We start from the raw sequence: 15,612 nt of genomic DNA, 5'->3' as shown, positions 1-15,612 counted from the left end.
CATCGGAAAAAAATCAGAAAACTAAGTGGATGTTCTGATTTTTTATAGAAAATTTTGGCTACTTATGGGAGAATAAAAAGAAAAAGGAGAAAAACGTATGACTTTAACTTCTCGGCAAAAAAAGTTACTTCGTTGCGCCCTATTTATTTTTACTTTGTTGCTCTACATATTTCCAATCTTCTTAAAAAATCCCAGCCTATTTTTTCTCTTGCAACTGGTTTGGATTATAACCATTCATTTGCTACAACAAAAAATGAAACTCTTCAATCTAACTTCCCCGTTGAAAACTTGGATAATTTTGGCGTTTTTCTTTTTCTATATCATTTTGATGCCTTTTTTACTTTTTTTAAGTTTTTCTATTTAACGATTATCTACCAAAAAAGAGCGAGTGTTCCGTTCATAGACGGAACACTCGCTCTTTTGATTATTTGGCGTTTTCTCGAATGACGAAACCACGTTTTTTATCGTTATGACGTTTGCCGCCACGTTGATCTTTATTTTTGCGGTCGCTATTTTTGTAATTACGGTCGCCATCTTTATGGTTTTTGTTGCCACGATAGCTGCCACCTTTACCATTGCCACCACGGTTGCGATTACGGTTGTTCCCACCGCCACCACCACGGCCATTTTTGTTAAAGCCTTTTTTATTTGAAGGCAATGGTCGTTCTGGGGTAATTTTTACAGGAACCGCATCTGCTGGATCTTTCGCTACTGTTTTTAATAATAACGCAGCTAAGTCTGTCGCTGAATATTTTTCTAATAACGCTTCAGCAGATTCTAGATATTTGTCTAAACCATTTTCTTCTAGATCACTTTCGATGGTTTCAACAGCTGCACTTAATTGTCCTTTAAATGCTTCTTTTTCGGTTGGTGGACGTAATGGTGTCATCCGTTTTTTCGTTAGGTTTTCGATGACATGTAAGTAACCCATTTCGTTTGGTGTTACAAACGTCACAGACATACCACCTTTACCAGCACGACCTGTCCGACCAATACGGTGAACATAACTTTCTGGATCTTGTGGAATATCGTAGTTATAGACATGGGTGACACCTGAAATATCTAACCCACGTGCTGCTACATCTGTTGCCACTAAGATATCTAAGTTACCATTTTTGAATGAACGTAAAACGCTCATCCGTTTTTGTTGTGATAGGTCGCCATGGATGCCTTCTGCTTTGTAACCACGCGCTTCTAACCCGCGGGCAAGTTCATCAACACGGCGTTTTGTCCGACCAAAGACAATGGTCAATTCTGGGGTTTGCACGTCTAGTAAACGTGTCATAATGTCAAATTTTTCAAAGTCTTTTGAACGTACATAATATTGATCAATTAAATCAGCCGTCATTTCTTTGGCTTTAATCTTCACATGTTCTGGTTGTTTCATGAATTTCACGCCAATATTCTTGATTGCTGGCGGCATAGTTGCTGAAAATAGAAGTGTTTGACGTTGTTCTGGCACTTGTGAGATGATTTTTTCAATGTCTTCCAAGAAGCCCATGTTTAACATTTCATCTGCTTCGTCTAAAACTAATGTTTCAACAGTTTCTAATTTCAAGGTACGACGATTAATATGGTCTAGTAAACGTCCTGGTGTACCTACAACGATATGTGGACGATCTTTTAGTCCACGGATTTGGCGACCGATATCAGCCCCACCGTAAACGGCTTGGACGCGAATCTTTTTATCGCGGCCTAAACGGAATAACTCTTCTTGTGTTTGGATAGCCAACTCACGGGTTGGTGCAATGACTAATCCTTGAATAACGCGGTTGTCTGCGTCAATTTTGTTAAGCATTGGTAAGCCAAAAGCAGCGGTTTTCCCTGTTCCTGTTTGTGCTTGTCCGATTACGTCTTTTCCTGCTAACGCTAACGGAATTGTTTCTGATTGAATAGGGGTTGCTTCCTCGAAGCCTGCGCGTTCTACCGCTGATAATAATTCTGGCGCTAAACCAAGTTCTTTAAATTTCAAATGATATCCTCCTAGATTTTGTTTCGGAAAGAACGATTTCTTCCTAGTTTCAGGTGTCTTCACTTTCAGTTGTTAAAAAGAAATCCATTATAGTGTGCCAACTATTTCTTCTTTCCTGATTTCACCGAAAAATTCACCTTATGGCATTAGAAAAGCCAAACGTGGTCGTTCAGCTTCACATTTATTATTAAACATAGAAATAGATCTATTTTATTTACTACGATTCAATTTTTCTCGTCATCTTCCGGCAATAGGTCATTCTATCATAGAATCCTATTTTCAGCAAGTTTTATGAAACTTATTTACTTTTCCAAAAGTGCATCGATGACTTCACGAAGTCCCATCCCGTTACTTCCCTTTAAAACCACCATATCTTCTGGCTGTAAAACTTTTTTGACAGCTTCAATCAACTCATTTTTTTCTTCTTTTTTAAAAGAATGAATGTTAGCTGGTGCATAGGTTTCTTGCAATTTATCAGCTAAATAAGCCATTTCAGAACCATATAAAAAGACTTCTTCAATCGCATCTGGGGCTAAATGCTGCGCCATTGCTTGATGCATGGCAGCAGAATCAGGACCTAATTCTAGCATGTCTCCTAAAACAGCAATTCGTTTTCCTACTTTGGACATTTTGCTAAAACTGTCCAGAACAAGACCCATAGCTGTCGGATTGGCATTGTACACGTCACTTAAAATTTCGGCACCATTCGCTGCTTTCAGCCATTCTGTCCGATTCTTTGTTAGTTCCGCTGTAGCCAACCCTTTTTGAATCTCACTATCCGTTAATTGGAAATAACGACCAATGCCAATTGCGATTAATGCATTGGTGACATTATAGGTTCCTGGCACTGGAATCGTAAACGTCATTTGTGTATCACTGATTTTGAATGAGGTTTGCTCTTTGGCTTCATTTGTGACGATTCCTTGAAGTTGACTTTCCTGGCTAAAACCAAAAGTAATCACTTGTTGCGTGACTTTTTCCACCAATGGTTCTAGCAAAGGTTCATCGCTTGGCACAAATAAACTACCGTCTTTGGCTAAACCATCTACGATTTCCATTTTTGCTTGTGCAATGCCTGCTCGTGAGCCTAAATTTTCCACATGGGCTTCGCCAATCATTGTGATGGCGGCAACTTCTGGCTGAGCCAGATTGGAAAGGAAAGAAATTTCCTGAGCATGATCCATGCCCATTTCTAAAATCAGTTTTTCTGTTTCATCAGGCATGTGTAAAATAGTATAGGGTAAGCCAATTTGATTATTGTAATTGCCTTGCGTTTTGTAAGTCACAAACTTTTCAGATAACACAGCAGCAATTAAATCTTTAGTGGTGGTTTTTCCATTACTACCAGTCACAGCGATGACATTCGGTTGCATTTTATTTAAATAATAGGTAGCTAATTTTTGCATAGCAACCAGTGGATCAGTAACATGCAAAACAGGCAATTGTTGCGGTGCATCGACTAAATCCTGTCCCCAAAAAGCGGCCTGACAGCCATTAGCCATGGCACTCTCAATAAAACGATGACCATCATTTTCACCTTGTAAAGGAACAAAGAGATTTCCTTTCACAATTTTACGACTATCAAATTCAATGCCTGTTAAAGGAAAATCAGGCCATTGTTGCCAATCATTACTGGCTTCAACCGCTTGCGCTACTTCCCAGAAGGTTAATTTCATTATGTTTTGCTCCTCTGACACAGGGACTGGGACATGCCAAAGTCTTGTCATGTCCCAGTCTTGTGTGATTTTTTCTTCTTAGTTATTATAAAATTCTTGGCGTTGTTTAAAACGATTCAAAGCTAACTGAATCAGTTCCTCAATTAAATCACTGTATTTCAAGCCCATATTTTCCCATAGTAAAGGATACATACTAAAGTCAGTAAAACCAGGCATGGTGTTCAATTCATTAAGGAATAATTCGTTTTTGCTTGTTAAGAAGAAATCACAGCGACTTAAGCCACTTCCATCTAACATAATATACGCTTTTTTAGCGTATTCTTGCGCTTGATGAGCTACTTCTTCTGGAACATGCGCTGGGATTTGCATTTCAATCGTGTTATTGATGTATTTTGCATCATAATCATAGAAAGCGACATCTTTCACCACTTCACCAGGTAAAGTCGTACGGACATCTTCATTTCCTAAAATGGCTACTTCAATTTCACGTGCTTCAATCCCTTGTTCAACAATTGCTCGGGCATCATAACGGAAAGCTTCTTCCAATGCTTCTTGCAATTCTTCACGATTTTCCGCTTTGCTAATTCCGACACTAGAACCCATATTGGCAGGTTTAACAAAGACCGGATAAATTAAAGAACCTTCACATTTTTCAAAGACTTCTTTTGGATTTCCTTTCCAGTCACTTCTTAAAACTGGCACGAATGGTACTTGTGGAATGCCAACAGTTTGTAAAAGATATTTCGTCATGATTTTGTCCATTGCGTTAGCACTAGCTAAGACACCCGCGCCTACATAAGGCATATTAATGGTTTCCATGAATCCTTGAATTGTTCCATCTTCACCATTTGGCCCATGTAAAACAGGGAAAACAATCGCTTCTTCTTCATAAATTTCCGAAGGACTGATTCGTTTTCCTGAAAATTCGCCTGTTTCTTCAGGTGTTTGTGCCCAAGTTAAATGTAAAACTTCTTTATTTTGTGGTCGTTCAGATAAGAGAGGGCCTTTTACCCATTGACCGTCTTTACTAATAAAGACTAACTGTACTTGATAATATTTATAATAGATTGCATTTAAAACGGAATATGCAGACAAAACAGACACATCGTGCTCTTCACTTCTGCCGCCATACAACAAAATAATCTTCAAATGCTTGTCCTCCTAGTTTCTTTCCTGTCTTTTAGAAAAAATTATTTTTCAAATTATCCTTACTTATTTTAGCATAAAACCCAGTTTCATAATAGAAGCAAATTTAGTGAAGGCTAAATTCTTTGCTTGCCTTTTCCTTGCTAAAGACTCCGTTCCACCAGCTCAATAAGGGCTTGTTTAAACGTTATTCTATCTTGGTCTGTAAAAGGTTTAGGTCCTTTCGTTCGGCCACCTTTTCGCCGAATTTGGCCACTAAAATAGCGTTGTTCTAACAAGCCATCAATATTTTCTTTCGTATATTGATAACCTAGTTGATGTAAAACTGACACTCCCTTTGGCAAAACCAAGGAAGCTAAGCCATAATCTTGTGTAATTAAAAGATCCCCTTTTTTTATTAACTGCACAATTTTAAAATCAGCAGCATCCGCTCCTTTATCAACATACACAAAAGAGACATTTTCTGGATAATCTTTTAAGGAATAATGATCTACACTAGTAACAATCACCACATCCAAAGCTTTCTCTACAGCGACTTCAATAACCGTCTCTTTCACAGGTGAACCATCGCCATCGACAAAAATTTTCATTCATTTCCCTCGATTCTTCCTTGCTCTAACCATTTGGGATGACGTTGAAAGTAGTGTTGTAATTCGTCAAAAACGACTTCTTTAACCACTTCATATAACTCTGTATTTCTTAAAATGGTTTTCGTTGCATCAGTGTAGCGGGGCTTTGGTATCGTAATGGCTAAAACAAAATCAAATTCTGCTAAAAAACTATCTGCTGTCACAGATAATGAATAATGTTGCTCCTCTAAAAATTGATTAAAGGCGGCCACTACGCCATCAAGAAAACCCTCATAGTGGGTTCCACCAAGACTAGGATAATGCCCATTAACAAATGTTTTTTGCACTTGCGGTGCATGATTTTTACTCAAAATAAATTGAACAAGGGCCAATTCTGTTTGCTTGGCTTGAATAATCGGTGCGGCTTTTCTAGTTAATGGGTTATCTTTTTCAAATAAATAATTACTTAAACCTTTAGGGTAATAACAAAGATTTTTTTGTTCCTCTTCTTGTGTTAAGAGAATCTTTAAGCCTGGATTCAACATGGCAATCTGTTGACATTGTTGTAAAACACGCATATAAGAAAGCGATTCTGTACCAAAAATTTGCGTATCTGGCCAAAACAAGACTTCAATTCGTTCCTGGGTTTCTTCAATAGGTAATAATAATCGTTTTTTCAATTGCCCTTGATGGTAAATAAAAATAGTCCGCTGTTTTTCTTGATCGATACTGATTCCTACTTGTTTTGAGAAGGCTTGTAAAACAGATAAATACAGAAAAGGTGGTTCTAAATCGACTTGCTTTTGTTCAAAAACAAGTGGTCGTGTGGAAGATACCTGAAAAGAGATTTGTTGACGCGATAACTGTATAGCAATTTTCCCTTGATTCTTTTCAATGAAAAACTCTAATAAACCGTTAATTGTCTGAACAAGTAAATTCTCTAAGCCGACTAAGCCAGTCGTTCCAATGAACGCTTCTGGTCGTTTTTGAATCCGTTCAATAAATTCATCATTTTCTAAAACTGTTAAAAGATGTGCAACACTCATCCTGCTGCCTCCTTTGCAATCTGTTTCTTTTAATTATAATGAAAAAAAGACCAGAAGAAAAGCCACACACGACTTTTCTTCTGGTTTTCTTCTTTAACGAATTAAATCAAGATTCGGATGCTCAAGAACGTGATTCACTTGTTTAACCGTTGTCAAAGGAATATCTCCTTGAATCGTATGTGCAAGGACCCCATTGACTGTGGCAAAGGTAACTGCCTTTTCTAACGACCAATTTTGGCTATAACCATATAAAATCCCCGCCGCATAAGCATCACCAGCACCAATTCGATCAAGATTAAGAAGCGGTCTTTTTTCACTCTGTTGGTACTCATTTTGGGTATATAAATACCCACTTAAGTAGTTTTGATTTTGGGAATGACTTCTCGTTGTCCCAGCAAACCATTCCAAATTGTATTGAGACATGAAACGCTGAATCAGTTCAGTTTCTTGTGCCTCACCTTCTAAATCTTCTCGCGGAATGAAACCCAATAGCTCGACCAAATCACGTCGACTGCCAAAAACAATATCACAATAAGGTAAAATGCGTTCGTACTGTTGACGCATAAAGAGTGCGCTATTTGCTGTATTCAAACTAGGTCGATAATTAAAGTCAAAACAAACTTTCTTTTGACAGGCATGCGCCTTTTGAGCAAGTATCAAAGCAGCATCACGAGTTTTTTCAGTTAAACTTAACGAAATACCACAAATATGCACCATATCTACTTCCGCTAAAAAGGCCTCAAAATCGTAGTCCTTCGCCTCGCTGATGCCAAAAGCACTCTGATGGCGATTTTGATAAGTTACTTGTGTGGGGCGGATTCCATAACCCATTTCTGCAAAAAAACTACCAATATGATCGCCCTTTTCTCCTACCCATTGATCTGAAATTCCTAACTTCCTTAGCGCTGCTTTGCCAGCTTCACCAAGACGATTGGCAGGTAATTTCGTAATCAATGCTGTTTCTAGTTGAAAATGAGCCAAATTTGCTAAGAGATTTACGCCAGTCCCTACAAAGTTCATTCTTAACTGCTCTGTTTGTTCTAACATTAGATACTCTGGCGGAGTGAAACGAAGCATGACTTCACCAAACGCAGCAATTTTCATCTTTGCCACCTACTTATTCAATGTGTTTTTCATCATGGTTAGTAACGTTTTCACGTCTTCTGTTCTAGTGTCCCCTGTTTCTTGATCGATAATTGAGCTGTAGACATGAGGAATGATTTTTTTAACGCCGGCATCCACCGCAATTTGAACAATTTCTTCAAAGTTTTCTAAATCAATGCCCCCTGTTGGCTCTAAATAAAAGTCATACTTGGCACAAGCTGCTGCTACTGCTTGGTATTCTTCTTTGTGAGCCAAGCCTTTCATCGGGAAATATTTAATGGAACTGCCCCCCATGTCTTTCAACAATTTGATGGCAGTTTCGATAGGTACTTCTGCCGCTGGCGCACCCGAGCTTAACGGACCTGTCGCAATGTTGACATAGCCAACTTTGCCTGTGGGTGAAACCAAGCCATTAATCACTGTTTCGTCTTGACGAAGTAAGGCCCGCGAAGCGCCGACACCTGTGAAGACTTGGTTCACGTGTTGCGGTTGTAGAACTTCTGATAAGCGAGCCACCATTTGACTTTGATTAGGATCGCCAGCCCCTAAGCCGACAGATAAAGCGTTGTTGGTTGCTGCTTGGTATTTTTTCATATCGTCAATGGCTGCTTCATCGGTTTCATAGTTTTTTGAAAGGACGCCTAACACAACATGCCCTTCTGCTGCTTCATAACAGGCTTGGGCATTTTCTACTGAATTGGCTAAGACGTTTAAACAAATGCGTTCTTCTAAATAATTAGGTTTTAATGACATGACTTATTTCTCCTTTGTCTCCATAATTTCTTGTAATCGTTGCACGATTTTGTTCATTTCTTCTTGATTGACAGAACGAATGTCAAATTCAATGATGCCATTGTTGGCTTGATATTCTCGCGTATAAATGGCTGGACTTTCTGCTTTTAACGCTTGGATGACTTCCTTGGCGGTTTTTCTGCCGTCCACTTTGACACTGGCGCGATAAATGTCTCGTCCGGCGCCATCCTGGACGATTTTAGCGGTTAAATCTGACAGGTTGTTGATGGCTTCAACAAACGGTTTTAAGCGCTCTTGCATCGAAGCCCCTGATTCACTGCCATGTGCCAAGTATTCTTCCACTGCTTGGGTAAAACCTAGGATATTGTCTTTGCCAATTTTCATTGCTCGACCAATGCCTTTGCCTTGTAGGCGCACCCAGTCAATGTATTCTTTTTTCCCGACCACTAAACCGGCACTTGGCCCTTCAATTGCTTTGGCGCCGCTGTAAATCACCAAATCAGCGCCTGCTTCAGTGTATTTGAAAAGATCTTCTTCTGCTGCCGCGTCAACAATTAGCGGCACCTTGTGGCGTTGCGCCACTTTGGCCGCTTCGGCCACCGTCAGCATACTTTTTTGCACGGTATGATGGCTTTTGATGTATAGAATGGCCGCTGTTTTTTCGGAAATCATCATTTCCACGTGTTCTGGACTGCACATGTTGGCGTAGCCAGCTTCCACTACTTGGCCGCCGCCTTGCGCTACCATGACTTCTACAGGCGTGCCGTAGTCCACGTTGTGCCCTTTAGGTAAAACAATCTCTCGCTGTTCGATCTTTTCTGTATAGGGATGATACACGTGGTACAAGCTGCCTTTTCCAATCAAGGCAGCCACCGATTGGGCAATCCCCGCCGAAGCCGAGGAAACGATTTGGGCATCTTCTACCTTCAACAATTTGGCTAAAAAAGCTCCTGTTTGCACACTAAGTTCACTCATTTCAAAGAAATGTTCGCCGCCGAATCGTTGAGCCGCTAGGACTGCCTCCGAAACTTTGGAGACACCTAGAATGGTCATTTTCCCAGAAGCGTTGATGACTTCTTTTAAGTGGAATTTTTCGTAACTAATTGTCATAGATTTGTCCTCCAATAATTGTTTTGATTGGGCGAATTTGCTCTTTGGCTACTCGTGTCAATCCATTAGAATCAGTCAATGTTTTTTCTTCTGCTTGAATCGTGAAAATCGTTAAATCAGCATCTTTACCTATTTCCAACGTGCCTTTTTGAGCTAAATGGAAATTCTCAGCAGGAGCCTTGGTTACCTTTTCAATAATTTCTGGCCAATCATAGCCGACCACACGGAGTTTTTCCATCGTTGTGGCTAAATCATAAACAGGACCATTTTCTCGGTTACGGATGTAGATATCTGTGCTAATTGATGCAGCTTTCATTCCCTCGCGCAACGCTGTTTCAGCTACGTGAAAATTGAAACTATCCGTACCATGCCCGATATCAAATACGACTCCTTTGTTGTACGCTTGCCAAGCGAAATCTTTTATTTTATCCGTTGCTTGGTCTAAGATGCCATTTTCTTTCCCATTAAAACAATGGGTTAGGACATCCCCTTTTTCCATCAAGGCTAAAATTTCATCTAAATGAGGCGGTGCTGATCCAATGTGAACCATTAAGGGAATTTCTTGGTTCTCTTGCTGAATCTGTTTGGCCAATTCTAAAGGCGTAATGCCGTTATCGCCAATAACGGTCCTACTCATACGGGCTTTAATCCCTACAACAAAATCTGGTAATTCTTGAATCGCTTTTTTGACTAAACTCGCTTGTACTTTACTTAAATCTGCGAGTTCGTCCTGAGCAACGATGCCCCATTTAGAAATATTGACTAATCCAAAAACATTTGTTTTTGCTTGCTGCGCTAAGTCATAAAATTCATGAATGTTTTCAGCACCTGTTGTCCCAGCATCAATCACTGTCGTAACACCCTTTTTGACCCCAATTTCATCTGGATAATCATAATAAAGAGCCATTTTTTCAAAACAATGAACGTGATCATCTATCCAGCCTGCGGATACATAAGTACCTGGTTCTAAGTGGATAGTTTCTTTTGCAGAACCTGAAATAGTTGCTGCAACAGCAGCTATTTTTTTCTCTTTAATTGCAATTTCAACAGGCATACCATCTACTGTCTGTCCATTTTTTATAAGTAAATCGTAGTCCATATTCTTCCCTACTTTTCTATAAATCTAAATTTTGTCCAAGGCTTAATGAATTCTAATAATACAAGTTCTTCTTCTATAATACGCCCTACTCGATTTTTGCGTGAGTCTTGATGTGGTTCTAAAACGACTTGTAATTCATTTTTGTATTTTCCAAATGCATCATTTCCCACAACAACATCTCCAGGTTGTAGCATTGCTTGATTATCATGTGGGGGATTAGCTTCATTTTTATATTTTTTACGCACTTCTGTGGAACGAATCATCTGATGAGTGATATCTCCACGGCGAAAATGTTGATTTTTTGTTACGATTTCTTTTTCAATTTCAGAAGTCGCTTCTTCAAAAACAATGGTCAATTCTGTTTGATAACGATTCAACTGACCCAATGCTTCTAATTCTTCGTTGGAAGCATAAGCATTTCCAATAACAACATCATCAATTAAATTTGTTGCAAATAAATGTTTAGCTTGAACAGTGACTGGCAACTGTCTATGCATTTCTAAAGTAGGTAGCCCATCATTCACATCCCAAGGACCAATTTCACCTACCTGTGATGAAATAAAAGCAGCTGTCCGAATACCTTCCTCTTTAAAACGGATGCTACATTTTTCAAAGAAATCATACGGCAATGCAGTTCCCGCTTGTGGATAAAAGTTATGACAACCATATAAGAAAGGTCGATTCGCTTCATACGTCAAAATGTTATCAAGATAAGCAACATCATTACTCATATTCAGCTCAATAGCCACGCCGAATGGATTAAACGTCAACATAGCTTCTTTATTTCCATCAAAACCTGTATCCAACCGAATCCCGTCAGCTCCTAATTCGCTGAAAAAAGTCAAATCATCATATGAAATTTCCAATTCATCAAAGATACTTGGAACGACATCTAAAATTGTTTCAAATCCTAAATTTTTCGCATAACTAATTAATTCTTTAAATTTTTTCTGAACCGCTTCTTTGCCATCGGTCACTTCTAACATACTCATAAAAATTCGAGTAAACCCACATTCGCTGGCTTTTTTTAAATACGCTTTATCTTGATTGATATCACTATGATCTGGATAAACTGATACACCTAATGCTCTTTTCATCTTCGTTCTCACACTCCGCTATTTTCAAATTTATTTCGAAATTTCCAAGCAATCACCGAGCTACACAGGATTGTTGTAGAGCCAACGAGCAATACTGGTTGATTTAGAAATCCGCCAATTATCATGGAAAGAGTAATACAAACTGCCGTAAAAACCAACGTCTTTACCAAACCAAATTGATAAACAACAGTAGGCAACTGCCCTTTTTCTATAATAATTTGACTAACGATAAAAAAGAAAATGAACCAAATAATCATCTTATACGCTCCTGACTTTCTTCTCTGACTTAGAAGGGGCAGGATATTCATATCAGAACACCCGCCCTAACATTTTTTAATTTTTCGCTGCTTGTTCAGCTGCTAATTCTTCTGCTTCTTTATCCAATTGTTGTTTTTCATAAACTTTGAAAAATGGATAGTAGATAGCCATTGTAATTAAGAAGTTAACAATCACTAATACTGCGGCCGAAAAACTCCAATTGGTACTCATCCAAGCAGCAATTGGTGCTGGAATTGCAAACGCTAAACGTGCAGCCATCATCGGAATTATATTAGCGACTGTTAAGAAATAAGATAACGTTGTGGTAATTAACGGTGCCACGATAAACGGAATACCTAAAATAGGATTCATTACGATAGGCGTTCCGAAAATAACTGGTTCATTAATATTAAACAAGCCTGGTAAGAACGATAAACGGCCAAGACTTTTCAGATACGTTGATTTAGAAAACATCATTAAAACAACTAAAGAAAGCGTAGTTCCAGCGCCACCAATCCAGATAAACCATTGTAAAAACTGTTCTGTAAAAATATTAGGTAACTGATGAACGTTTGCGCCATTGGTAAAAGCTTCAAGGTTTTCTGCAATCGACATATCCCAGAAAGGACGAATAACTGGGCCCATAATCGCTGGACCATGAATCCCTAAAACCCAGAAGAAACAGATTAAGAAGACTGTTAGTAAGCCGCCAAATAAACTGTTACCAGCAAGGATACCTTTAAGTGGCATTAATAACGTACTCAAGAAACCATTCAAATCAAAACCAATTACGTGGCGAATAACCCAGAATAATAAAAGAATAACTGCTCCTGGAATTAACGCAATAAATGAATTTGACACTTCAGGCGGTACGCCATCTGGCATCTTAATCATAATATCTTTTTCAATAAAGAAGCGATAAATTTCAACAGATAACAGCGCTGTTACAATCGCACCAAATAAAGAAGCTGAACCTAAATTTGCTAAATTAATATAGCGCCCTGCTGTAATGACGTTGTCAACATCTTCAAAGACACGTGTTGGTGGTGCCGCTGTTACTAAAAAGGCCATTAATGCTAAAATTCCGCACGTCAAAGAGTCAAGCTTATAACTTTTGGCCAATGATGAAGCAATCCCAAATGTTGCATAAAGTGCAAGTAACCCCATCGTATAGCGGGAAGGAATATCTAAAATTGCTTGATAAGGTTCAATCAATTTTGTGTATGCCTCAATTGGAATATTTTGAAAAATTGTAAAGAATGAGCCCACAATTGTTAAAGGCATCGTTGCAATTAATCCTTTTCTAATCGCTGTCATATGGCGTTGCGAACCAAATTTATTCGCAATCGGCATTAACTTAACTTCCATCCACTGTACAAAACCATTCATTTGTTAATTCCTCCGTTCAACTAATAAAAATAATAATTATTTCGCATTTATAATAACATAGTAACATTATAATGTAAACGCTTATTCTTATTCATGACAGAGAAAGTGCAAAACAAAAGGCTTTTTCTGATTATAAAGAAACCGGGAATATTGCACCAAAAATCATTGCGCCTAAAATTGCGCCCCCAGCGATTGGCTTTTTCCAAATGTAAAAACCTAAAGCGCCTAATGTGGCACCAATCCCAATAGGAATCGAAGCTCCCGCCGCACTCAAAATAATTAATGGACCTAAGAAACGTCCTGAGGCATTACCAGCACCCATCATCACATCCGCACCAAAAGTGGAATTTCCTTGATTGATAGTAAATTTCCGAATCAACACAATTACGCCACCAACTGCTAACCCTAGTAGCGCACCTGTTAAAAGTGCTAAGCCAAAGTTTTCTACAGGTGCTTTAATACCCATGCTGAGGAAAATTGCAGGTACGCCAATCCCGATCCCCGTTAAAATTGAGCCACCTAAATCTAAAATCCCGACTAAAGAACCTTCTAAAATTCGTGCAAACAGGAAACTTGCACCAAATGCTGCGGCAGCGCCATAAGAACCACCATCTAAACCAGCTTTTAGCATCGCAACAATTGAAACTTCATTAAAGGCGCCCACACCATAAACTACATACATATGTGTTCCTGCAAAAATTGCCGCTGACATAATCCCGACTAAAATGGGAAAGCCCCAATCAGCATACCAAAAACTTTTGCCTTTTAAACCTTCTTGAATTTCTTGTTCTTGTTGTGCCCATTCATTTTTTTCTTGCTGTTCCATCTATGAGACCTCCTTTTTTCTATTTAACGGTGAAGACATTGTGTAAATTATTTAACCATTGAGGAATAGACAAGCGGAAACTTTCGATCATTTCTAAGTCGAACCCTCGGAAGAAGCCACTTAAAATAAATAATAAGATAATGGCACCAAGCATGCCGCGTGTCATTCGGGTCCACCCTAAATCATCGACACCTTTACCGATTAAGATCCCTAATACAACTCCTGGGACAGCATTGCCCATGACTAATTGAGATAATCCGCCAAATAATGTTCCCCAGAAACCCGTCCGTTTTCCTGCATCTAAAGCCGCTAGCCAGAATAAAACAGGCATCACAGTATTGATTAAAATCGTTGCTGCAGGTACCAACACCGCAACTGCTGTTACTTGTAGCGATTCTGGAATTGCTGCAGCTGTACTATTTAAGAAAGCCACAGTCGCCATTCCTACAAAGGCCCCGACAATCCCCATTTTTTTGGGATTATGCATCGTTTTAGTGACATCTTTATCCTTTACCAATAAAATTGCTGCAGCCCAGTTAGGCACAATCCGGTGGGTCACATCTTGTGTAAAGGCCCCTGCTCCGACGGCCGAAGCCCAAGCATTAAAGAAAAAACCTAAACCAAAAGAAAAGTGTGATGCTGGATCTCCTTGTGCCGCGTTCATTTCTCCTAATGTTCTAAATGCCCCTAACCCTTGCGTTTGTGGTGCATGAAACATCCGAGCAGCGCCTGCGCCAGCTGCAAAACCTAGTAAACCACCAATAAGCAATGACTTCAGCAAAATGATTACAAATTCCATTCCTTCTTCCTCCCTTTATACGCCTCTTTTTGAAAGAAACGGAACTACTACTGCGTTCGGTTCTTTAATTGTTTCCGTTAAAAAATCAACTTCTTCGACTGCAATGGCTTGGATTTCCACTTCTACAGCTAGTTCGACATGATAAATCACTCTCTTTCTAGGAAAGAAGAAGAACAGAAATTTTTCTGTATAAACTTGTTCTTTTGCCTGACGAATAGTTACTTCTTTCGGTTCAATCCGGATGAGGACCTCTGTTGTTTCTTTTAATACTTTTTTTGAAACATCATTCAATGCACTTGCAAAAGCTTCATTCTTCTTATTACCTTTTCCAGAAACAATCACGGTTTGTGTTGACCGTTTTGTGGCATCCATAATTACCGCTCCTTTCTAAGTTACTACTTTCTATGCTCCGTGTTTCTTAATAAATGCTTCAGTTACTCGTTTACCAAGTTCTTCCTGATCCATAAAACCAAATCCAAGAACAGTTTTCCCATCGTTAATTGCTGTTACCCCTTCTTCGATTGATCGCATGCCATGTCTTTCGGGATACCCGTATTTAGTAGCAGCCGTTAACGCCCCTGCACCACCACTGCCACAGAAAGAAATGCCTAAATCAGCCTTTTCTTGTTGCATCACATCTCCTAAACGCATATCAGCGCCCATTCCTGGAACAACAACCGCGCGACCACCGGCTTGCTCCACTCCTTTTGCAACATTTTGTCCTTTTCCTAAACGATCTGCGATAACTACTGTAATCATAACTTTTCC

The 15,612-nt window shown here is 39.2% G+C and carries 17 protein-coding genes; 1 reads left to right on the top strand and 16 read right to left on the bottom strand.

Annotated elements, in window-relative coordinates; all coding sequences use genetic code 11:
- Positions 1-97: 97 nt before the first annotated feature.
- Positions 98-364: a hypothetical protein gene (locus IGJ46_RS02995; RefSeq protein WP_002401537.1), complete on the top strand. Its 267-nt coding sequence runs from the start codon at positions 98-100 to the stop codon at positions 362-364.
- Between the two features lie 60 nt (positions 365-424).
- Here IGJ46_RS02995 and cshA read toward each other — a convergent pair whose 3' ends face one another.
- From cshA to IGJ46_RS02915, 16 genes are all read right to left on the bottom strand, one after another.
- Positions 425-1,972, bottom strand: a complete 1,548-nt coding sequence (gene cshA, locus IGJ46_RS02990) for a degradosome RNA helicase CshA (protein ID WP_002355724.1) — start codon at positions 1,970-1,972, stop codon at positions 425-427.
- A gap of 302 nt (positions 1,973-2,274) precedes the next feature.
- Positions 2,275-3,648 carry a UDP-N-acetylmuramoyl-tripeptide--D-alanyl-D-alanine ligase gene (locus IGJ46_RS02985; protein WP_002355722.1) on the bottom strand — a complete coding sequence of 458 codons (1,374 nt, stop codon included), beginning with the start codon at positions 3,646-3,648 and terminating at the stop codon, positions 2,275-2,277.
- 78 nt (positions 3,649-3,726) lie between these two features.
- Positions 3,727-4,797 carry a D-alanine--D-alanine ligase gene (locus tag IGJ46_RS02980; protein WP_002355721.1) on the bottom strand — a complete coding sequence of 357 codons (1,071 nt, stop codon included), beginning with the start codon at positions 4,795-4,797 and terminating at the stop codon, positions 3,727-3,729.
- A gap of 140 nt (positions 4,798-4,937) precedes the next feature.
- Positions 4,938-5,384 (bottom strand): YaiI/YqxD family protein, encoded by a 447-nt coding sequence (locus tag IGJ46_RS02975; protein ID WP_002361319.1) that lies wholly within the window; start codon positions 5,382-5,384, stop codon positions 4,938-4,940.
- Complete coding sequence (locus tag IGJ46_RS02970) at positions 5,381-6,409, bottom strand: hypothetical protein (RefSeq protein WP_002363239.1); 1,029 nt, start codon at positions 6,407-6,409, stop codon at positions 5,381-5,383. The genes IGJ46_RS02975 and IGJ46_RS02970 overlap by 4 nt, the downstream gene beginning before the upstream one ends.
- Before the next feature lie 93 nt (positions 6,410-6,502).
- Entirely contained in the window at positions 6,503-7,513 is a 1,011-nt protein-coding gene (locus IGJ46_RS02965; RefSeq protein WP_002358787.1) for a sugar kinase, read from the bottom strand.
- Positions 7,514-7,522: 9 nt separating this feature from the next.
- Entirely contained in the window at positions 7,523-8,266 is a 744-nt protein-coding gene (gene dagF / locus IGJ46_RS02960; RefSeq protein WP_002361094.1) for a 2-dehydro-3-deoxy-phosphogluconate aldolase, read from the bottom strand.
- 3 nt (positions 8,267-8,269) lie between these two features.
- Complete coding sequence (locus tag IGJ46_RS02955; RefSeq protein ID WP_218391448.1) at positions 8,270-9,376, bottom strand: DgaE family pyridoxal phosphate-dependent ammonia lyase; 1,107 nt, start codon at positions 9,374-9,376, stop codon at positions 8,270-8,272.
- Positions 9,366-10,475, bottom strand: a complete 1,110-nt coding sequence (locus IGJ46_RS02950; protein WP_002373486.1) for an amidohydrolase/deacetylase family metallohydrolase — start codon at positions 10,473-10,475, stop codon at positions 9,366-9,368. Before IGJ46_RS02950 ends, IGJ46_RS02955 begins: the two co-directional genes overlap by 11 nt.
- 8 nt (positions 10,476-10,483) lie before the next feature.
- Entirely contained in the window at positions 10,484-11,572 is a 1,089-nt protein-coding gene (locus tag IGJ46_RS02945; RefSeq protein ID WP_010819261.1) for a DUF871 domain-containing protein, read from the bottom strand.
- 8 nt (positions 11,573-11,580) lie between these two features.
- Positions 11,581-11,880 carry a hypothetical protein gene (locus IGJ46_RS02940; RefSeq protein ID WP_002363233.1) on the bottom strand — a complete coding sequence of 100 codons (300 nt, stop codon included), beginning with the start codon at positions 11,878-11,880 and terminating at the stop codon, positions 11,581-11,583.
- Between the two features lie 25 nt (positions 11,881-11,905).
- Positions 11,906-13,219 carry a PTS sugar transporter subunit IIC gene (locus tag IGJ46_RS02935; RefSeq protein ID WP_002358780.1) on the bottom strand — a complete coding sequence of 438 codons (1,314 nt, stop codon included), beginning with the start codon at positions 13,217-13,219 and terminating at the stop codon, positions 11,906-11,908.
- Positions 13,220-13,349: 130 nt separating this feature from the next.
- Complete coding sequence (locus IGJ46_RS02930) at positions 13,350-14,045, bottom strand: DUF4310 family protein (protein ID WP_002361314.1); 696 nt, start codon at positions 14,043-14,045, stop codon at positions 13,350-13,352.
- A gap of 19 nt (positions 14,046-14,064) precedes the next feature.
- Complete coding sequence (locus IGJ46_RS02925) at positions 14,065-14,844, bottom strand: DUF4311 domain-containing protein (RefSeq protein ID WP_002355709.1); 780 nt, start codon at positions 14,842-14,844, stop codon at positions 14,065-14,067.
- Positions 14,845-14,859: 15 nt separating this feature from the next.
- Positions 14,860-15,216: a DUF4312 family protein gene (locus IGJ46_RS02920; RefSeq protein ID WP_002355708.1), complete on the bottom strand. Its 357-nt coding sequence runs from the start codon at positions 15,214-15,216 to the stop codon at positions 14,860-14,862.
- A gap of 30 nt (positions 15,217-15,246) precedes the next feature.
- Positions 15,247-15,603 carry a glycine-rich SFCGS family protein gene (locus IGJ46_RS02915; RefSeq protein WP_002355707.1) on the bottom strand — a complete coding sequence of 119 codons (357 nt, stop codon included), beginning with the start codon at positions 15,601-15,603 and terminating at the stop codon, positions 15,247-15,249.
- Between the last annotated feature and the right edge of the window lie 9 nt (positions 15,604-15,612).

Source organism: Enterococcus sp. AZ120 (assembly GCF_050546165.1).
Lineage (GTDB): Bacteria > Bacillota > Bacilli > Lactobacillales > Enterococcaceae > Enterococcus > Enterococcus faecalis.
The sequence above is the reverse complement of the archived record's forward strand: the minus strand, read 5'-3'. Positions and strand labels throughout refer to the sequence as shown.